This window comes from Pseudomonas xantholysinigenes (genome assembly GCF_014268885.2).
In the GTDB taxonomy this organism is placed as follows: domain Bacteria; phylum Pseudomonadota; class Gammaproteobacteria; order Pseudomonadales; family Pseudomonadaceae; genus Aquipseudomonas; species Aquipseudomonas xantholysinigenes.
In genome coordinates this window covers 1,798,031-1,817,784 of record NZ_CP077095.1, presented here as the reverse complement: position 1 = coordinate 1,817,784, position 19,754 = coordinate 1,798,031, and the positions used below count along the sequence as shown (strand labels likewise).

General features: G+C 64.5%; 17 protein-coding genes, 1 tRNA gene and 1 pseudogene. 8 read left to right on the top strand and 11 right to left on the bottom strand.

The window, feature by feature from the left end:
- Positions 1-45 precede the first annotated feature (45 nt).
- On the bottom strand, positions 46-981 hold the full coding sequence (locus HU772_RS08240) for a chemotaxis protein CheV (protein ID WP_186659797.1): 936 nt from the start codon (positions 979-981) through the stop codon (positions 46-48).
- Positions 982-1,318: 337 nt separating this feature from the next.
- On the opposite strand from HU772_RS08240, the gene HU772_RS08235 reads away from it, so the two are divergent.
- The 3 genes from HU772_RS08235 (at position 1,319) to HU772_RS08225 (ending at position 3,743) form a co-directional block, all read left to right on the top strand.
- Positions 1,319-1,831 carry a histidine kinase gene (locus HU772_RS08235; RefSeq protein ID WP_186659795.1) on the top strand — a complete coding sequence of 171 codons (513 nt, stop codon included), beginning with the start codon at positions 1,319-1,321 and terminating at the stop codon, positions 1,829-1,831.
- Positions 1,832-2,197: 366 nt separating this feature from the next.
- Positions 2,198-3,094: a sensor histidine kinase gene (locus HU772_RS08230; protein WP_186659793.1), complete on the top strand. Its 897-nt coding sequence runs from the start codon at positions 2,198-2,200 to the stop codon at positions 3,092-3,094.
- Positions 3,084-3,743, top strand: a complete 660-nt coding sequence (locus tag HU772_RS08225) for a response regulator (protein WP_186659791.1) — start codon at positions 3,084-3,086, stop codon at positions 3,741-3,743. The genes HU772_RS08230 and HU772_RS08225 overlap by 11 nt, the downstream gene beginning before the upstream one ends.
- On the opposite strand, the gene yegS is transcribed toward HU772_RS08225, so the two are convergent.
- Positions 3,727-4,614, bottom strand: coding sequence for a lipid kinase YegS (yegS, locus tag HU772_RS08220; protein ID WP_186659790.1), 888 nt, complete (start codon positions 4,612-4,614; stop codon positions 3,727-3,729). The genes HU772_RS08225 and yegS overlap by 17 nt on opposite strands.
- A gap of 272 nt (positions 4,615-4,886) precedes the next feature.
- Here yegS and HU772_RS08215 point away from each other — a divergent pair, with 272 nt between their 5' ends.
- Together HU772_RS08215 and HU772_RS08210 are read left to right on the top strand one after the other, a co-directional pair.
- Positions 4,887-6,341 (top strand): mannose-1-phosphate guanylyltransferase/mannose-6-phosphate isomerase, encoded by a 1,455-nt coding sequence (locus tag HU772_RS08215; protein ID WP_186659789.1) that lies wholly within the window; start codon positions 4,887-4,889, stop codon positions 6,339-6,341.
- A 63-nt stretch (positions 6,342-6,404) separates the two neighbouring features.
- The gene (locus HU772_RS08210; protein ID WP_186659788.1) at positions 6,405-7,640 is read left to right on the top strand and encodes a glycosyltransferase family 4 protein; all 1,236 of its coding nucleotides are present in this window, start codon (positions 6,405-6,407) and stop codon (positions 7,638-7,640) included.
- Here the strand turns inward: HU772_RS08210 and HU772_RS08205 are convergent.
- Together HU772_RS08205 and moaB are read right to left on the bottom strand one after the other, a co-directional pair.
- Positions 7,629-8,816, bottom strand: coding sequence for a molybdopterin molybdotransferase MoeA (locus HU772_RS08205; protein WP_186659960.1), 1,188 nt, complete (start codon positions 8,814-8,816; stop codon positions 7,629-7,631). The two genes, HU772_RS08210 and HU772_RS08205, sit on opposite strands and share 12 nt — an antisense overlap.
- Positions 8,817-8,832: 16 nt before the next feature.
- On the bottom strand, positions 8,833-9,372 hold the full coding sequence (gene moaB, locus HU772_RS08200) for a molybdenum cofactor biosynthesis protein B (protein WP_186659787.1): 540 nt from the start codon (positions 9,370-9,372) through the stop codon (positions 8,833-8,835).
- A gap of 178 nt (positions 9,373-9,550) precedes the next feature.
- Here moaB and HU772_RS08195 point away from each other — a divergent pair, with 178 nt between their 5' ends.
- Positions 9,551-9,772 (top strand): YgdI/YgdR family lipoprotein, encoded by a 222-nt coding sequence (locus HU772_RS08195; protein WP_166888784.1) that lies wholly within the window; start codon positions 9,551-9,553, stop codon positions 9,770-9,772.
- An 81-nt stretch (positions 9,773-9,853) separates the two neighbouring features.
- Positions 9,854-9,930: transfer RNA gene (locus HU772_RS08190), tRNA-Pro, on the top strand.
- A 188-nt stretch (positions 9,931-10,118) separates the two neighbouring features.
- Here HU772_RS08190 and mqo read toward each other — a convergent pair.
- The 4 genes and pseudogenes from mqo to HU772_RS08175 all read right to left on the bottom strand — a co-directional run bounded on the left by mqo (position 10,119) and on the right by HU772_RS08175 (position 16,611).
- On the bottom strand, positions 10,119-11,687 hold the full coding sequence (mqo, locus tag HU772_RS08185; protein ID WP_186659786.1) for a malate dehydrogenase (quinone): 1,569 nt from the start codon (positions 11,685-11,687) through the stop codon (positions 10,119-10,121).
- A 1,241-nt stretch (positions 11,688-12,928) separates the two neighbouring features.
- Positions 12,929-13,633 (bottom strand): methyl-accepting chemotaxis protein, encoded by a 705-nt coding sequence (locus tag HU772_RS25220; RefSeq protein WP_437182429.1) that lies wholly within the window; start codon positions 13,631-13,633, stop codon positions 12,929-12,931.
- 228 nt (positions 13,634-13,861) lie between these two features.
- A pseudogene (locus tag HU772_RS25215) lies at positions 13,862-13,972 on the bottom strand (hypothetical protein); the annotation flags it as partial.
- An 875-nt stretch (positions 13,973-14,847) separates the two neighbouring features.
- Positions 14,848-16,611 (bottom strand): ABC transporter transmembrane domain-containing protein, encoded by a 1,764-nt coding sequence (locus HU772_RS08175; protein ID WP_186661864.1) that lies wholly within the window; start codon positions 16,609-16,611, stop codon positions 14,848-14,850.
- Between the two features lie 250 nt (positions 16,612-16,861).
- Here HU772_RS08175 and HU772_RS08170 point away from each other — a divergent pair, with 250 nt between their 5' ends.
- Positions 16,862-17,029: a PA1571 family protein gene (locus tag HU772_RS08170; RefSeq protein WP_186661865.1), complete on the top strand. Its 168-nt coding sequence runs from the start codon at positions 16,862-16,864 to the stop codon at positions 17,027-17,029.
- A gap of 105 nt (positions 17,030-17,134) precedes the next feature.
- Here HU772_RS08170 and pdxB read toward each other — a convergent pair whose 3' ends face one another.
- The 3 genes from pdxB to rlmM all read right to left on the bottom strand — a co-directional run bounded on the left by pdxB (position 17,135) and on the right by rlmM (position 19,712).
- Positions 17,135-18,277 (bottom strand): 4-phosphoerythronate dehydrogenase PdxB, encoded by a 1,143-nt coding sequence (gene pdxB, locus HU772_RS08165; RefSeq protein WP_186661866.1) that lies wholly within the window; start codon positions 18,275-18,277, stop codon positions 17,135-17,137.
- Between the two features lie 46 nt (positions 18,278-18,323).
- Entirely contained in the window at positions 18,324-18,566 is a 243-nt protein-coding gene (gene tusA, locus HU772_RS08160) for a sulfurtransferase TusA (protein WP_186661867.1), read from the bottom strand.
- Between the two features lie 87 nt (positions 18,567-18,653).
- Positions 18,654-19,712 carry a 23S rRNA (cytidine(2498)-2'-O)-methyltransferase RlmM gene (gene rlmM, locus HU772_RS08155; RefSeq protein ID WP_186661868.1) on the bottom strand — a complete coding sequence of 353 codons (1,059 nt, stop codon included), beginning with the start codon at positions 19,710-19,712 and terminating at the stop codon, positions 18,654-18,656.
- Between the last annotated feature and the right edge of the window lie 42 nt (positions 19,713-19,754).

Below are 19,754 nucleotides of genomic sequence, written 5' to 3'. Positions count from 1 at the left end.
CTTGCGCCAGTCGAAACGCCAAGCTTATACGCAGGCGGGCTGCGATTACACCGCGGCGTGATCCAGGCCCAAGCGCTGGCGCACCACGTCCACCAGGCGATCCGGCTGGAACTTGGAGAGGAAGTTGTCGCAACCAACCTTCTTCACCATCGATTCGTTGAAACTGCCCGACAGCGAGGTGTGCAGCACCACGTACAAGCCGCGCAGGCGCGGATCGTTGCGAATCTCGGTGGTCAATCGGTAACCGTCCATCTCGGGCATTTCCGCATCGGTGAAGACCATCAGCAGTTTTTCGCAGACATCCTCGCCGGCATCGGCCCAACCCTTGAGCAGGCGCAGCGCCTTGAGGCCGTCGCTGGCCGTGTGCAGCTTCACGCCCAGTTGCGACAGGGTCTCGCGCAACTGCGCCAGGGCCACGCTGGAGTCGTCCACCAGCAAGACTTCGCGGCCACGGGCACGGGCCAGCAGCGGATCCTCGAGCTTGTCGCGGGAGACCTTGGCGCTGTAGGGCACGATCTCGGCCAGGACCTTCTCCACATCGATGATCTCCACCAGCTTCTCGTCGACCTTGGTAATCGCCGTGAGGTAGTGTTGACGGCCGGCGCTGGTCGGCGGCGGCATGATGGCTTCCCAGTTCATGTTGACGATGCGGTCGACGCCGCCCACCAGGAAGGCCTGCACCGAGCGGTTGTACTCGGTGACGATGATGGTGCTGTCCGGCCCTGGTTGCAGCGGGCGCATGCCGATCGCTTGGGACAGGTCGATCACCGGCAAGGTCTGCCCGCGCAGGTTGACCACCCCACAGACGAACGCGTGGCGTTGCGGCATCAAGGTCAGCTTGGGCAGTTGCAGCACCTCCTGAACCTTGAACACGTTGATGGCGAACAGCTGGCGGCCGGCCAGGCGGAACATGAGGATTTCCAGGCGGTTCTCACCCACCAGCTGCGTACGTTGGTCTACCGTGTCGAGAATGCCAGCCATTGGACAGCCCCCAGGCTTGAGTCGAAAAAGTGATTGCATCAGCCCTGTATCGGCGGATGCTCGCCTAGCTTGACCCCTGATGGAAAAAGCCATGCAGGGTGATTGATATCACTTTACCATCATGCTTTACTGCTGCCACGCCCTCCCCCCCCTTTTGCCCCCACGAACAGCCCACTGAAATCTCCATCAGGGAAACCCCTAGTGGCAATCGGGTGCAACCTGATGTTCGCGATATCCATTAGCCATTAATGTGACGCCATTCTCAATGCATGAACGGAGTCAGGCTTTTGCTAGCAATCATCTTGGTGTGGCCAGTCCCTGACGCCGGGGAGCCATGATGGATAGCACGCCACTGCACAACGGCGCCGTGCAGGACTTCCTGCAAGATGCGCAGGTCCTGTTGGCCAGGTCCCAAGAGTGCCTGCAGCACCTGGAACTGATCGACAACGACGCCGACGCCTGCCACTGCCTCAACGAGACCCTCGATACCCTGGCGCAACGGGCTGACGCGCTCGGCCTTGTCGAAGTGGCCCACTACACACGCACCCTGCAACAATTGCTGGCACCTGCCTGTGGCCAGCGCCACCTGCACGGCGAGGCCCTGCCGGCGGTGACTGCCTGCCTGACCTTGCTGGCCTGGCAACTGGAACTGGTCGACACCCACAGCGGCCGCCTGGACATGGACACCGAGGAGCAGCAGCAATTGCTGGGCGAACTGGCCAGCCTGCTTGGCCAACCGAGCGGACAAATGTGCGCGCCGTGCCATGCCACGGGCAGCCTTTGTGCCCACCCTCACCCCGGCGACGCGCAGGCGCCCCGTGCCCACAGCACACCTGGACGCCCACACTAAACGTGTTGACATACGGCAACTAGGTCAGCGCAACTTGCCAAGTTGATCAAGTTTTGCCAAATGTTTTTGCTCAGATCGTGCTTAGTTGGTTCAGGCAATTTGGAAACATCATTTAATAATGGCACTCTGCTAGTCGAGCAGCTACCCGCCCATCCCGCCAAAGCCCGGAAATTCCTAGGTTTCAAGCCGTTATCCCCGCGCGACAAACTCATTCAAAGTGATAATATGCGCGCCTTCGAACATGCGCAGCGTGCAGCGTGGGCGATTGGCCGAAACCCCTTCGCTTTATGCATAACGGGACGCCAATAACCCGGACTGGGCATGTGCAATGCTTTCATCGGCAATAATTCAGTGGCTTCCCTATCTATGCTCCCACGCTTGAAGTTTCTCCAGCGTTGCCGCTCCAGAGTTGCCCTGCTGCGCTGGACGACGGTGTTGCTGTGCGTCGCATCGCTGGTGGCGAACCTGCTGTGCTACCTGTACACCCAGCCGCTTACGGCCAGCCTGTTGCTGCTGCAACTGCTGGCCATGCTCGGAGCGGGCTGGCACCTGCGGCATTGGGCGCGCTCGATCAGCCTGCGCCCGGCGGAGCTGGCCACCCGCATGCTGCAGGTCCAGGAGAGTGAGCGCCAGCGCCTGAGCCGTGAACTGCACGACGACATCGGCCAATTGCTGACCGCCGCCAAACTCCAGGTCGACTGGCTGCAACGACGGGTCCCGCCCGAGCTGCAAGCCCACTGCGGCACCTTGCGCAGCACGCTGGACCAGACCCTGGGCAACGTGCGCGACGTCTCGGCCATCCTCAATCCGCGCCAACTGGCTAGCCTGGGCCTGGAAGCGAGCCTTCGCGCCCACCTGCTGCGAACCCTGGAAAACAGCGATGTGCACTGGAGCCTGGAGTGCCAGCAGCGCCTGGGCGGCATCAGCGACGAGGTGGCCATGGCCGCCTTCCGCATCACCCAGGAAGCCGTGACCAACATGCTGCGCCATGCCAGCGCGCGCAACCTGCTGGTGCGCCTGCAACGCACCCCCGCAGGCCTTGCCCTGTCGATCCAGGACGATGGCGACGGTTTCGTGCCCGATCCCGCCCCGGCCGATGCCGGCCAGCGCGGCATGGCCGGCATGCAGGAGCGGGCGACAGCCCTGCAGGGCAACCTGAGCATCACCAGCCAGCCCGGCCAGGGCACCCGTATCGATGCACTTTTCCCCTGGCCTCCCCGCAGCCAGGAACGCGCCAGGACTCCCGCCCCCGATGACCTGTAGATTACTGCTGGTGGACGACCACTCCCTGATCCGCGCAGGCGTACGGGCGCTGGTCTCGGACATACCGGGCTACACCGTGATCGGCGAGGCCGATGATGGCAGCCAGTTGCTCGAGCATGTCCTGCGCCTGAACCCGGACATCGTCCTGTTGGATATTTCCATGCGCACCACCAGCGGCCTGGACGCCCTGACGCAACTGCGCGCAAACGGTTGCCAGTGCAAGGTGCTGATCCTGTCGATGCACACCGACCCAGACCTGATCATGCGCGCCCTGGAAAGCGGCGCCCATGGCTACCTGCTCAAGGACACCACCGCCACCGAGCTGGAGCAGGCCCTCACCGCGCTGCGCGGCGACGAGCGCTACCTGAGCCCGGCCATCGCCCATACCGTGATCAACCAGGCATTGCTGCGCGCGCAGAGCGGCAAGCAACCCAACGACGACAGGCACAACCTGACGGCGCGTCAACTGGAGATCCTGCGCCTGATCGTGCGCGGCAAATCGACCCGGGAGATCGCCGCCGGCCTGGGCCTGTCGATCAAGACCGTGGAGACCCACCGCTCGCAGATCATGAAGCGCCTGCAGATCTATGACGTGGCGGGCCTGGTGCTGTTCGCCGTGCGCGAAAAGATCATCAGCCTGGACGACTGAGCAACGGCGAATCCGCTGGCAGGTGCACGCGCAAGGCCTGGGGCAGAGCCTCGAAGCGCATGCTGTCGGCCTGCAGCGGCTCGCCATCGAGATTGATATCCAGGCCCTGGGCGCTCTTGATCTCCACCCAAGGTAGCCTGGCGCGCACGAACAGGTCGTCGCCGGCCAGCAGGTCGCGCAGCGCCCCGACCATCTCCTGCGGAGCCGGCAGGATGCCGATATCCAGCAGGCCATCATCGGCCTTGGCCTGCGGGCACAGCACATGCCCGCCTCCGGCCTGACGACCGTTGCCTATACCCAAGGCCAGCAACTCGCCTTGCCACTGGAAGTCCGGGCCGTGCAGCGTCACTGACGCGGCCTGCAATTCGCTGAAGCGCGACAGGCCGGTAAACAGGTAGGCGGCGGCACCCAACACCTTTTTCAAGTCCTCCGAGGTGTTGGCGGTGACCTGGCTGCCAAAACCGCCCGTGGCCATGTTGAGGAACAACTGGTCACCTACCCGTCCAAGGTCGATGCCATGCGTCGGCGATGCCAGCAGGTCCAGAGCCGCCTGCGGCTCAAGCGGGACGCCTGCCGCCCTGGCAAAGTCGTTGGCCGTGCCCAATGGCAACAGCGCCAGGCTAGCTGCTGTCTTCGCCAACCCCATGGCCTCGGCCACATCGCGCAAGGTGCCATCCCCACCGCCGGCCACTATATGCGTGCAGCCGGCCGCCAGCGCCTCGTCGACCAGGCGCTGGGCATCGCCGGCTTCCCAGGTAAGGCGCACGCCCAACGACCAGCCACGCTCGCGCATCCGCCCGACCGCCTGGCGGACCTCATCGTTGCTGGCCTGCTTGCCGTGCAGGATCAGCATTGCCTTGGAGTGCTGCATTGTCACGCTCCACAGTTATGGAAAAGTCCTATCGAAATCTCGACCATCGAGGCTTTCAAATTGCTCCCCGGCCTACACCAAACTAGCCAATTTCACGCAATAGACATTGAAAGCAAATCCGCACGGGTGCATCATTCGACAAATATTTGGCCTTCACGGACGATGCCGCTCATAAAAGTCATTTTATTGACTTTCTGCCGCCAGACACCTGACAGGTCGTGATTTCCTTGCAAGCGCGCTGCATCCCAGCGCCCCGATTCGAGGTTGTGACTATGAGCGTCCTGATCCCCTGCATCATCGCTGGCGGCGCCGGCACCCGATTGTGGCCGGTCTCTCGCGAGGCCATGCCCAAGCCCTTCATGCGTTTGCCCGATGGCATGAGCCTGCTGCAAAAGACCTTCAGCCGCGCCAGCACCCTCCCCGGCGTCGAACGGGTGCTTACGGTGACCAACCGCGAAGTGGTGTTCCGCACCCAGGACGAGTATCGCCAGGTCGGCACCCCGCGCATCGATCTCGACTTCATCCTCGAACCCTTCGGCCGCAACACCGCCCCCGCCATCGCGGCCGCGGCGCTGCACTGCGCCCGCCTGTATGGCGACGACTGCCTGTTGCTGATATTGCCCGCCGACCACCTGATCCAGGACCAGGGCGCGTTCGAGGCGGCCGTCCAACAGGCCACGGTACTGGCCAGGCAAGGCTGGCTGACCACCTTCGGCCTGCTGCCGACACGCGCCGAAACCGGCTTCGGCTACATCGAGCAAGGGCCGGCGCTGGGCGAGGACGGCTATCAGGTCGCCCGCTTCGTCGAAAAGCCTGACGCCGATACCGCCCAGGCTTACCTGGACGGGGCTCGCCACCTGTGGAACGCCGGCATGTTCTGCCTGCGCGCGGGCACCGTGCTGGAAGAGCTGCAGACCCACGCCCCCGAGATACTGCACAGCGTGACCCAGTGCCTGGCGCAGAGCCAGGTCAAGGCGGGAACGGGCGGCCTGCAGGTCGAGCTCGACGCCGACAGTTTCGCGCAGGTCACCGACATTTCCATCGACTACGCCCTGATGGAGCCCTCCACCCAGGTAGCCGTGGTGCCCTGCGACATCGGCTGGAGCGATATCGGCAGTTGGGAGGCGGTGCGCGATTTGCGCCCGACAGACCAGCAGGGCAATCACTGCAACGGCGAAACCGTGTTGCATGATGTGAGCAATTGCTACATCGACTCGCCGCGCCGGCTGGTGGGCGCGGTGGGGCTGGACAACCTGATCGTCATCGACACCCCCGACGCCCTGCTGATCGCCGATGCCGCGCGCAGCCAGGAGGTCAAGGTGATCGCCCAGCAGCTCAAGCGCCAGGGCCACGACGCCTACCGCCTGCATCGCACCGTGACCCGCCCCTGGGGCCTGTACACGGTGCTCGAGGAAGGCCCGCGGTTCAAGATCAAGCGCATCATGGTACGCCCCGGCGAATCGCTGTCGCTGCAGATGCATCACCACCGCAGCGAGCACTGGATCGTGGTCAGCGGCATGGCCTGCGTGACCAACGGCGAAGAAGAGTTCCTGCTCGACACCAACGAGTCCACCTTCATCAAACCCGGGCGCACGCACCGCCTGACCAACCCCGGGGTCATCGACCTGGTGATGATCGAGGTGCAGAGCGGCGAGTACCTGGGCGAAGACGACATCGTGCGCTTTACTGATATCTATGGACGCGCCCCGGCCGCCGCCCTCGGGTGACAGCCAGCGGGCGCGTCGTGCCATCCAGGGCCGACAGCCGGCCAACCGCGAGGATTCGGGCTCATGCGCATACTCTGGACCCTGCCCTACCTGCCCTGGCCGACCACCAGCGGCAGCAAGACCCGGCAATACCACCTGCTGCGCGCCCTGGCCCAGCACGGCCATCGCATCACCTTGCTGGTGCAGTCCAAGGTGCCGTTGGCCGACGCGGCGCGCGAGGCCCTGGAACCGCTTGTCGAGCGCCTGATCGTGTTGCCCCGGCGCCCGCTGCACAGCCCGCTCAACCTGCTGGCTTCGCCGATCATCGACTACCCCATGCGCGCCATCATCAACGGCTTGGCGCCCTGCCTGCGGCATCGCTTCGAGCAACTGCTGGACGAACCCTGGGACGTGATCCAGATCGAGCACAGCTACAGTTTCCAGCCCTTCGAGAAGGCCCTGCAGGCCCGCGGCCTGCCCTACATGCTCAGCGAGCACTACCTCGAATCGGTCATGGGCGCGGCCTGCCATGACCGCCTGCCCCTGTGGTTGCGCCCACTCAACGCCTTCGACCGCTGGCGCTACCGGCGCTGGGAGCAGCGGGTGCTGCGCCAACCCAGCGAGGTGGTGGCGGTCAGCGCCCACGACGCCGAGCTGATCGGCCAGATCAGTGGCCGCTCGGTAAACGTGGTGGTCAACGGCGTGGATTGTGATCACTACGAGGCTGTACGCCCCGCGCCGCACAGTCAACGCCTGCTGTTCGTCGGCAACTTCGAGTACGGCGCCAATCTCGAAGCAATCGAGTGGGCACTGGAAGAGATACTGCCGCAGGTGTGGCAAAGCAACCCGGCGGTGCGCCTGGCCATCGCCGGCCACGCCCTGCCAGCCAGCTGGAAGCTGCACTGGAACGACCCACGCATCGAATGGGTGGGCTATCGCCCCGATCTACGCGAACTGCAGCGCCGCGCCGCGCTGTTCTTCGCGCCGCTGCGCCACGCCGGTGGCTCCAAAGTGAAGATCCTCGAGGCCATGGCCGCAGGCTTGCCAGTGATCACCACCAGCAAGGGCGTGTCGGGGCTGGCGGTGAACAATGGCGAGCATTACCTGGGCAGCGACGACAGCGGCCAGTTGGCACTGCTGATCACCCAACTGCTCAACCAGCCCGCGCGCATGGGCCAGCTGGGCGAGGCCGGGCGGGCATTCGCCCGCCAGCGTCACGACTGGAGCGTCGCCGCCCAGCAACTGGAAAACGTGCACATGCGCCTGACCCAGCTAGCCCCGGCGGGCAGCAGCCCCCTGGGTGGCGTGCTAGCCAAGTAACTCGCTGAACGGGATGAACGTCACCACATCGCCCTGTTGCGGCGTGGTGCCTTCGAGCACTTCCACCACCCCGTCGGCCCATGCCGCGCTGCGCAGTACCCCGGAGCTCTGGTTCTTGTAGATGTGCACCTGGCCGTCCTCGATGCGCGCCCGCAGGTACTCGCGGCGGGTTCCGGCCTTGGGCCAGTCGAAACCCGCTGGCACGCTGAAACGCAGGGGCTCGACCTTGGCCACGCCCTGGCGACGCAGCAGGTAGGGACGGGTCAGCAGACCGAAGGTCACCAGGGTCGAGGCCGGGTTACCCGGCAGGCCGATCACCGGCACGCCCTGGTAATGCCCGAAGGTCAGTGGCTTGCCCGGTTTGATCGCCAGCTTCCACAGCGCCAGCTCGCCCGCCTCGCGCAGGGCCAGGCCAAGGTAGTCGGCCTCGCCCACCGAGACACCGCCAGTGGAGAGAATCAGGTCGACATCGCCCAGGCCACCCAGGCATTGCCGGGTGCGCGCAAGGTCATCCGGCAGGATGCCGGCATCCACCACCTCGCAACCCAGGCGTTGCAGCCAGCTGACCAACAGGCGGCGGTTGCTGTTGTAGATTTGCCCTGGACCCAACGGCAGCCCGGGCTCGACCAGTTCGTCCCCGGTCGACAACACCGCGACCCGTGGCCGGCGCACCACTTCGAGCTCAGCAAAGCCCAGGGTTGCCGCCAACCCCAACTGGATCGGCCCCAAGCGTGTGCCGGCGCCGATCACCAACTCGCCGACGCGGGTCTCCTGGCCTTTGGGACGCACGTTCTGGCCAAGGGCCAACGGCTCGAGGAAATGCACCCGGCCATCGTCCATCACCTGAGCATTCTCCTGCATCTCGACACAGTCGGCGCCTTCGGGCAGTGGCGCGCCGGTGAAGATCCGCGCGCAGGTTCCCGACTGCAGGGGCTGGGGCGCATGCCCGGCAAAGATGCGCTGGCTGACCGCCAGCGGCTCGCCCTGCCAATCGGCCAGGCGCAGCGCATAGCCGTCCATCGCGCTGTTCGGCCATGGCGGCAGGTCTAGCCCGGCGACCAGGTCGCAGGCCAGCACCCGACCTTCGGCAGCGGCCAGGGCCACCTTCTCGGTCGCTGTAATAGGTGCCGCGTCAGCCAACGCCAGCAGTCGCTCCAGGGCCTCTTCCACCGGCATCAGTGGCCGGCCTGCCTCAGCCACGGCTGTCACAGGCCGCCGCCTGCTTCAAGTGCGGCACGAAGTTGCACGGACGATGGCGGCTGTCCAGCTGTTCGGCGAGGATGCCATCCCAGCCAGTGCGCACAGCGTTGGTCGAGCCTGGCAGGCAGCAGACCAAGGTGCCGTTGGCCAGGCCGGCCAGGGCGCGAGACTGCACGGTGGAGGTGCCGATATCGGCCACCGAGATCTGCCGGAACAGCTCGCCGAAGCCCTCGACCTGCTTGTCCAGCAGGCAGGCGACCGCTTCCGGCGTGCTGTCGCGCCCGGTGAAACCGGTGCCGCCAGTGATCAGCACCACCTGCACCTGCTCGTCGGCGATCCAGGTGGCGACCTGGGCGCGGATCTTGTACAGGTCGTCCTTGAGCAGTACCCGTGCAGCCAGGCGGTGGCCGGCCGCGCCCAGGCGATCGACGAACAGCTGGCCAGAGGTGTCGGTATCGAAGGTACGGGTGTCGCTGACCGTGAGCACGGCGATGTTCAACGGCACGAAGGGGGTATCAGCCTTGGCTTTCATAGGGGTCCGTCACGCGGGAGGGGAATGTGCGCTGTTATATCACAGGGCACTGGCGACGGCGCCCGCCGTTGTTCTTGGTCAATGTCCCGGCGATGGCGCTATGCTGCACTTTGCAAGGAACTTGCGTGGACGCCCTGCGTCTTAATGTCATCTAGCACCATTGCACTGGAGAAACACGATGATCCAACGGACCCTTCCCGCCTTTCTGCTTGCCCTGGGCCTGGGCGCCCTCGCCGGCTGCGCCTCGCCCACCGTCATCACCCTGAACGACGGCCGCGAAATCCAGGCGGTGGACACGCCGAAGTACGACGACGACTCCGGTTTCTACGAATTCGAGCAGCTTGACGGCAAGCGCACCCGTATCAACAAGGACCAGATCCGTACCGTCAAGGAGCTGTGATCCAGGCCCTGCATTTCAGCGCAACTCCTTTTTGCAACAAGGGGTTGCGTTGAAAAAAACGATGCAGTACATTTCGGCAATCGGAGTGTAGCGCAGCCAGGTAGCGCGTCTCGTTCGGGACGAGAAGGCCGCAGGTTCGAATCCTGTCTCTCCGACCAAATCCAAAAAAAGCCCGCCTTGCGCGGGCTTTTTGTTGCCTGCGATAAACCTGGCTTTGCCGCGATGCCTGTGGCGGCGGGCTGACCCTAATGCCGGTCAGTTAAGCCAATTGGGGCTGCTTTGCAGCCCTTCGCGGGCGAACTCGCCCCCACAGGTTTGCACATCAGCGTGACCGGTTCTTGCAGGGTCAGGCCTGCGGCGGCACCGGCACGTACAGCAACTGCAGGCGCGCGCTGCTCCACTCGCGGATCTGGTTAGTCAGCGCCAGGTCATTGTTCAGCTTCTGGCCGTAGCTCGGCACGATCTGTTTGAGCTTGGCCTGCCACTCAGGGCTGTTGATGCGGTCCTTGAAGGTCTTCTCCAGCACGCTCAGCATGATTGGCGCAGCGGTCGAGGCGCCAGGCGAGGCCCCCAGCAGCGCGGCAATGCTGCCATCCTGCGCGGCCACCACTTCGGTACCGAACTGCAACACACCGCCGTGCTCGGGATCCTTCTTGATCACCTGCACGCGCTGGCCGGCCTGCAACAGCGTCCAGTCCTCGCCCTTGGCGTTGGGGAAATATTCGCGCAACGCCGCCATGCGGTCGTCGAAGCTGAGCATCAGCTGGCCCATCAGGTAGGTGCTGAGGTCAATATTGTCGAGACCGGCGTGCAGCAGCGGGCTGATGTTGTGGGTGGTCAGCGCGGCGAACATGTCCAGCAGCGAACCGTGCTTGAGGTATTGGGTGGAGAAGGTCGCGAACGGCCCGAACAGCAGCACCTGTTTGCCATCGATTACCCGCGTATCCAGGTGCGGCACCGACATCGGCGGCGCGCCGACCGAGGCCTTGCCGTACAGCTTGGCGGTGTGGCGGGCCACCAGGTCCGGGTTGGCGGTCATCAGGAACTGGCCACCAACAGGGAAGCCGGCATACCCCTCGGCCTCCGGGATGCCGGACTTCTGCAGCAACTTGAGGGCGCCGCCACCGGCGCCGATGAACACGAAGCGACTCTTCACCACGGATTCGCGACCGCCGTTGGCCAAGTCCGCTACCACCACATTCCAGGTGCCGTCGTCGTTGCGCTTGATATCGCGCACGTCATGGCGCAGGTGGAGTGAGACGTTGGGGTTACGGGTCATCGAGGCGAACAGCTGCCGGGTGATCTCGCCGAAATTGACGTCGGTGCCGATGGCCATGCGCGTGGCGGCGACCTTCTGCCCCGGGTCACGGCCTTCCATCACCAGCGGTACCCATTTGCGGATCTGTTCGTGGTCCTCGGAAATCTCCATGCCGCGGAACAACGCGCTGTGTTGCAGCGCATCCACACGCTTGTGCAGGAAGGCGATGTTCTCCTCGCCCCAGACAAAGCTCATGTGCGGCACGTTGTTGATGAACGAAGGCGGGTTGCTGAGCACGCCCTGTTCGACCTGATAGGCCCAGAACTGCTTGGACACCTCGAATTGTTCGTTGACGTTGACTGCCTTGCTGATATCCATGCTGCCGTCCTGGCCTTCGCTGGTGTAGTTCAGCTCGCAGAAAGCAGAGTGGCCGGTGCCGGCGTTGTTCCAGGCGTTGGAGCTTTCCTCAGCGACCTGGTCCATGCGTTCGTAGACGTCTACCTTCCAGCCGGGCTCCAGCTCGGTGAGGTAGGTACCGAGGCTGGCGCTCATGATACCGCCGCCGATCAGCAGGACGTCGACGGTCTTCTCGGGTTCGGTGGGTTTGGAGCAACCGATGACGCCCAGGCACAGGAGCGTCAGCAGGAATTTCTTCATTGGGTCTATCCGGTTATGAGGTGTTGGCGCCGGGGGCGATAGCGAAGAGCGTGCCAACTGGGGTTGGGGCCGTGTTCATGGGTGGGAGGTGATCGGAGCATGGCGACAAACCGCCACAGGGGGCTGGAAGGGCGTGGGGTTGATGGCGGGTTTCCCCCTGCCTGAGGTTTGTGGGTTTGGGATTTGGGGCTGGGGCTGGGGCTGGGGCTATTGTTTTTATTTTTGTATGCTCATTCATAGACGATAGCGACTTTTAGGCACCTTTCCGCCCTTACGGCGGCCTACTTTTGTCTTGGCAAAAGTAGGCAAAACCGTTCCGCTCCGTTCATCCGGCCCCTACGCTGCGCTCCGGGGTCCCCTCGCTACGTTCTTGCTCCCGGGAGGACCGCGCTGAACGCCCCATCCTGGGGCGCAGCGCTTGACGGGCATCCATGCCCGTCACCTCCCTTCGCAAGAACTCCGCTCGGCCTCCTGAAGTCGCAATTGGTGGCGCCTGAACTATTGCGCGCTTAGAAGCAAGAGCAAGAGCGGAAGCTTTAAATTGATTTCTGGCAGTTATTTGAATATTGACTGTTCCGGCCCTTTCGCGGGCAAGCCCGCTCCCACAGGGTTATGCAGATGTTCAACTTCCACCACTCTCCTGTGGGAGCGGGCTTGCCCGCGAAAGGGCCCTGAAGATCACAGACATGCAACTAGCGACAGCTGCGCCAGTCCAGGCGCCGCCCCTAACTTCGCGACTTCAGGAGGCCGAACGCAGGCCTTGCGGAGGGAGGTGACGGGCATGGATGCCCGTCAAGCGCTGGGGCCCAGGATAGGCCCTACAGCGCGGTCCTCCCGGGAGCAAGACCGGAGTGAGGGAATCCCGCCACGAGCGGGACGGATGAATGGAGCGCCACGGCTTTGGTTACTTTGGCCGCGGACGGTGAGTTACGACCAAAGTAACCCGCCGTAAGGGCCAGCCCTTTCAAGGTCTTTGCGTTTTTTCGGATGTGGCCGCTTCAATTCAAGATTGCCGGGGCTGCGTTGCAGCCCTTTCGCGACACAAGGCCGCTCCTACAGGTGACCGTGCCGCCCTGTAGGAGCGGCCTTGTGTCGCGAAATTCTAAGTCGGACGCCAATTCTCAACACCTTGAAAGGGCTGGCCGTAAGGGCAGAAAGGTGACTATGCGTCGACATCGCAAATGAATGCGCATACGACTTTCAAAACCAACCACACCAGATCAGAGATCAAAGAGCCCCCTTCAAGCACTCAACCGCGAAGTCACCTCCCCAAGCTGCCCCGAAAGCCCATGCAATCGCTGCCCAGCCTCCTCGGTATGCCGCACCGCCTCCTGGTTGGCCGTGGCGATCCGGGTAATCTCGACCAGGTTACGCGAAATGTCCTCCGCCACACTGGTCTGCTCCTCCGCCGCCGTGGCAATCTGTCGATTCATGTCGCGAATCGCCTCCACCGCCGTGGTGATACGCCCCAGCATAAGCCCAGCCTGCTGCACCTGCTCGCCCCCCTCCTCACTACGCTGCTGGCCGCTCTCGATAGCCTTGACCGCCTCCACCGCCCCCGACTGCACCGCCTCGATGATCTGGTGAATCTCGGCGATCGACGCCGCCGTACGCTGAGCCAGGCTACGTACTTCATCGGCCACCACCGCGAACCCACGCCCGGCCTCGCCGGCCCGGGCCGCCTCGATGGCGGCGTTAAGCGCCAGCAGGTTGGTCTGCTCGGCAATCCCGCGAATCACCTCGAGCACCTTGCCAATACGCGTGCTGTCATTCTCCAGGTGGCGGATCACCACCGCGGTGCCGGCGATTTCGCGGTTGACCACGGCGATGATGTCGATGGTCTGCTGCATCACCTGCTCACCCACCTGAGCACTGTGGTCTGCCTCATCCGCCGCCCTTGCGGCGTCAGCGGCATGACGGGCGACTTCCTGCGCGGTGGCGGACATCTCGTGCATCGCCGTGGCCACCTGGTCGGTGCGCTGGAACTGGTCCTGGGTGCCATGGGCCATGTCGCTGGCAACGCCTCGCAGCTTGCCGCTGGCGTTCTCCAGCTCATCGGCGTTGTCCTTGAGCCGGCCAACAGTATCGGCGAGGAAATCGCGCAGGGTGTTGGCGGCAAGTGCCAGCCGGCCCAGCTCGTCCTCGCGACGGCTGTCGACCCGCGCGCCGAAACGGCCCTGACTGAGCTGGGCGACATAATCGATCAACTCACGGATCGGCTCGACCAGGCTGCGGTTGACCAACCACAGGCTGAACAACCCGACCAGCACCGCCGAAGCCAGCATCACCAGCACACCCAACCACACCGTGCGCTCGGCGGTGGCACTGATGACCTCGGCGCGCACTTGGGCATCGCCGCGCAACTGCTCGACCAGCGCGCTCATCTGGTCACTGGTGGCGCGATCCACACCTTTTACCGCCAAGTCGCCAGCCACAGGATCGCCCCCCGCCGCCAGGAATGCCTGGCGGCCCTGCTCGTAAGCCGCCCCCAACTGCCGGTGGCTGGCCTTGAGCTGCTCCAGGCGTGCCTTGAGCGCCGGCTCGCTACCCTCGGCCAACTGCCCCAGCAACTGCTGCACCTGTTGCTCGCGGGCCTGGAACTGCTGCCAGTATTTGTCCAGCTCCGCCGGTTGGCGCCCACGCAACAGCACGTTCTTCCATTCCTGCACCTGGATCTTGAACTGCAGGTTGGCCTCGTCGATCAGTTGCGAGGCTCGCAACGGGCCATCCACCAGCTCGGCATAGCCGCGCACACTGGACGACAGGAATTGGAAGCACACCAGGGCGATCAGCAGGATCGCCGCCAGGCTGGCACCGAGCAAGGTGAGGATTTGCACTCTGAGGGATTTACGCAACATCGCGGGTCTCGGAACAAGGAGGGAAGGAAACGGCGCACAACCACGCCGCCGGCAGACATCCTTGTCCTCGTTCGCTGGCCAAAAAAAAGCTGCCATCGATCGATAGCAGCCAGGTAGAGCACTTGCACAACAGTTGAAAGCCATACTCTCAGGCAATTGCTACAAAATTGTTACAAATCGAAGACAACACTCCTGGCCGATCCTAACGCCGTAGGAGCCAGCCTTGCTGGCGAACGCCGACGATGTCGATCTGCAAACCTATGGGAGGTGCGCCAGCTTGGCGAATCGGAGCTAGTCAGCTCTCAGCCGCTGGTGAACTGCAACGCCGCCAAGCGCGCATACAACGGGCTTTCGTCGATCAACTGGCGGTGCGTGCCCACCGCGACCAAGCGCCCTTGATCAATCACGGCGATGCGCTCGGCATGCTGCACGGTCGCCAGGCGGTGGGCGATCACCAGGGTGGTACGCCCGGCCATGAGTGGCGGCAGTGCCTGCTGGATCAGATGCTCGCTCTGCGCATCAAGCGCGCTGGTGGCTTCGTCCAGCAACAGGATCGGCGCATCCAGTAGCAGGGCCCGGGCAATCGCCAGGCGCTGGCGCTGGCCGCCGGACAAGCCGACACCGCCCTCGCCCAGCGGGGTCTCATAGCCCTCGGGCAGTTGCACGATGAATTCATGGGCATATGCGCTGCGCGCCGCCGCCTCGACCTCGGCCTGGCTGGCTTCGGGGCGGCCGTAGCGAATATTGGCCGCCACCGTGCCGCGAAACAGCGCCGGCTGCTGCGCCACCAGGGCAAACTGACGGCGCAACTCGGCAGGGTCGAGCCCAGTGATGGGCTGGCCATCGAGCAGGATCTCCCCAGTCTGCGGGTCATGAAAACGCAGCAGCAGATCGAACAACGTCGACTTGCCCGCCCCCGAGGGCCCGACCAACGCCACGGTCTGCCCCGGCTGCACCTGCAGGCTCAGCCCGTCAATGGCCGCCGTGCCCAGTCGCGACGGATAGGCAAAGCGCACCTCGCGCAGTTCGATCGCGCCCAGGCTGCGGGCGCCCGGCAACGACACCGGCTGCGCGGGCGGCAGGATCGCCGTGCGCGCGGCCAACAGCTCGGCGATACGCTCGGCGGCACCGGCGGCCCGCTGCAGTTCGCCAATCACCTCGCTCAGGGTACCGAAAGCGCTGCCGACGATCAGGCTGTAGAACACGAAGGCAGCCAATTCGCCGCCAGAGATGCGCCCGGCAATCACATCCATGCCGCCGACCCACAGCATCACCCCCACCGCCCCCAGCACCAGCACGATCACCAGGGTGATCAACCAGGCCCGCTGGGCGATGCGCCGACGCGCCACGGCAAACGCCGCCTCAACCGTCTCGCCGAACAACGCACGGTCGCGCGCCTCATGGTTGTAAGCCTGCACCGTCTTGATCTGCCCCAGGGTTTCGGCCACATAGCTGCCGACATCGGCCACCCGGTCCTGGCTTTGCCGCGACAGGCTGCGCACCCGGCGCCCGAACAGCAGGATCGGCGCCAGCACCAGGGGCAGCGCCAGCACCACGATGCTGGTCAGCTTGGGGTTGGTGACGAACAACAGAACCACCCCGCCGATCACCATCAAGGCGTTGCGCAGGAACATCGACAGCGATGAACCGATCACCGCCTGCAGCAAGGTGGTGTCGGCGGTCAGCCGCGACTGGATTTCCGAGCTGCGGTTGTCTTCGAAAAAGCCCGGATGCAAGCCGATCAGGTGGTCGAACACCGCGCGACGGATATCGGCCACGCAGCGCTCGCCGATCCACGACACCAGGTAAAAGCGCGCGAAAGTACCCACCGCCAGGGCCATGACCAGCAGCAGGAACAGGCCGATGGTCTGGTTGAGCTGATGTGCCGAGCCGGTCATGAAGCCTTGGTCGACCAGCAGGCGGATGCCCTGGCCCATGGACAAGGTAATGGCGGCGGTGACCACCAGCGCCAGCAGGGCCAGCAAGGCCCGCTGGCGATAGGGGCGGATGAATCGCCAGCCCAGGTGCAGGGCGCGGCGCTGGCGGGAGGACATCGGATCAGGCATGGCGCTCAGCTTTTGGCAGGAAGACCCTGCCAAGCCTACCACTCGTCCACCCAGGCGGAACTCCCCGGAATGCGACGCCGTCGCAGCTAAGGCCAGTGCCGCGGTACCTATGCCCATTCGGTCTAATGCGTCACTGGAGCTTTGCCGCGCTTTCTGGTGGACTGTGGCTGTCGTGATGCCGCAGGAGCTGTCACAGGCCAGTCACGACGCGGCGGTACCTTTGAGCTTGAACCTGATGAGGAGACAGGACATGAGCTTGCAACGCAGCACCGATCAGCCCAAAACCCAAAAGCAGCCTCAGGTATGCGGCTCGATCATCGACGCCCAGGGGCGCGAGATCCCGATCACCGAGCAGATGATCCAGAAGGCCTGCAAGGATCTGGAGCAAAGTCGGGTCGAGAAGGTCAAGCAGGGCTGAAACCCCCTATTCAGCAAAACCCGGCCTGGTGCCGGGTTTTTTGTCGATGGGTATCTGCATGAGCCGGCTTGCCGGCGAACCAGGCAACAGGGTCGAGGGACGGGGCTACGCCAGGACCGCACCCAAGGCGCTGACCACTTGCGCCAGCTGCGGCGCTTCACCGCGCACGCGCACTGCCAGCCCTTCGATCTCCCGGCGCACTGGATAATGCTTGCGCAGGCGGTCGAACGCGGCGCGCTGCTCGGCGACCTCCTCACTCAGGCTGCGTCGGAAGTCGGCATCGTCACGCCGCGGGTCGTACACCGCCCGACACAAGGTGGCCAATGCCCAGGCCGGTTCCGCGCCGGCATCGAACTCGATCTGCGCCAACGATGGCATCGGCAACAGATCGGCCAACTTCACCTGCTCGGCTTCACCACGCCAACGACAGAACGCCTGATAGATCTGCGCCGTGCCCCGCTGCTTGCCGTCCAGGCTGTAGCCAGCGATATGCGGCGTGGCCAAGGTGCACAGGTCGGCCAGTTGCAGGTCGACCCGGGGCTCGTCCTCCCACACATCGAGCACCGCATGCAGGTCTTCGCGGTCGAGCAGCAGTTCGCGCAGCGCCGCATTGTCGACCACCGGGCCGCGGCTGGCGTTGATCAGCCAGGCCCCGGCACGCAGCCGCGCCAGGCGCGACGCGTCGAGCAGGTGCCAGGTCGGGTGTTCGCCGCCGCGTTGCAGCGGCGTGTGCAGGCTGATCACATCGCACTGCGCGAGGATCGTCTCCAGATCGACAAAATCACCCCCCTCGCTCGCCTGGCGCACCGGGTCGCACACCAGCACCTTCCAGCCCAGGCCATGCAGCACCCGCACCAGGCGCCCACCCACCTCGCCGGCACCCACCACGCCATAGACCTTGCGGCTCAAGTCGGCGCCTTCGAGCTCGGCCAGGGTCAGCAGGCTGCCCAGTACGTAGTCGACCACGCCACGGGCGTTGCAACCCGGCGCGCTGCTCCAGTGGATGCCTGCCTGGGCAAAATACTCAAGATCGAGGTGATCGGTGCCGATGGTGCACGTGCCGACAAAGCGCACTCGGCTGCCTTCGAGCAGTTGCCGGTCGACGCGAGTCACCGAGCGCACCAGCAAGACATCGGCATCCTTCACACAGGCGGCGTCGATGGCTCGCCCAGGATAACGGCGAACCTCGCCGAAGCCTGCAAAGAAGGCATCGAGCAGCGGGATATTTTCGTCGGCAACGATCAGCATGGCGCTCTCCTGTCTGGGGAGCGCAGTGTAGCGCGATCGCCGCGGCTCAGTCGGCCTTCTTGCGGATCCAGTACAGGTAAGTACCGGCTTCTTCCTGCTGGCCGAGCAACTCGTGGCCGAGGAAGACACAGAACTTGGGGATGTCGCGGCGGGTCGAGGGGTCGGTGGCGATCACCTTGAGCACGCCACCGCCGGCCAGCTCGCGCACATGCTTGTGCAGCATCATCACCGGCTCCGGGCAGTTCAGGCCGGTGGCGTCGAGGATCGCGTCGTGGGTGAAATCGGTCATGAAAAACTCCGCAAAATGATCGTCATTGTGCCGTATCGGCAAGCCCACGTCTCCCAGGGCGCCAGCGTTGCCGGCGCCTGCCGGGGGTTATTTCAGGTCGAGCCGACGCAGGTGGCAGGTCACTTCCTCACGGTCGTGGTACAGCTGCTTGCAGGCAATCGATACCTTCACCTTGCGTGCCTTGAACCCCGCCTCGATACGGTCGAGCAACTTGCGCACCTCGGCATGGCGCTGCTTCATCGGCAACTTAAGGTTGACCACCGCCTCGCGGCACAGCCCCTCGCCCAGCCAGGTCTCGATCAGCGACGCGGTGCGCGCGGGCTTCTCGACGATGTCGCAGACCATCCAGTCCACGGTGCGCTTCGGCTGCCAGGTGAAACCGTCAGCCATCAGGTGGGTGACCAACCCGGTGTCCATCAGGCTCTCGGCCATCGGGCCGTTGTCGATGGCCGTCACCAGCATGCCACGCTTGACCAGCTGGTAGGTCCAGCCACCCGGCGAGGCGCCGAGGTCGACACCGGTCATGTCGTCGTTCAGGCGCGCATCCCATTGTTCGCGCGGAATGAACTGGTGCCAGGCCTCCTCGAGTTTGAGGGTCGAACGGCTGGGCGCCTCGCGGGGAAACTTCAGGCGCGGGATGCCCATCGGCCACAGTGCCGAATTGTCAGCTTCGGCCAGGCCGAGGAACACCCGACGACCGCTGATGAAGCTCAGCAGCAGGCGCGGACGACGGGCGTCATCCACCAGCCGGCCGGCCTTCTCCAGCGCCTTGCGCAGTGGCACCTCGAACTTGCGGCAGAAGGTCGACAGTTCCTTGCCTTCGTTGCTGTCGAGCACCTCCAGCCACAGGCTGCCGCACACCGGCAGCTCGGCCAGGTGCTCGAGCAGCACGCTGATACGGTCGCTCTCGGGCAGCTCGACGAAGGCGCCCCGCGCCCACTGGCGCGGGAAGATCAGTTGGCCGAAGCGCAGCTCACGCATCAGGCGCTCGGCCCCGTCGGGCTCGGTGCAGACGAACTCGGCGCAAGCGCTCTGCGGCTTGCCCTTGGCATAGCCAGCCACGCCCAGGTGAGCGGCATGTTCGCTGATTTCGGCGCAGACCTCGCCCTCGAAGCCGGGCCGGCAATGCATGAACAGGGTATTCATTTCTCACTCCACATCACTGGCGCAGGTGGCGCCAGGGCGGCG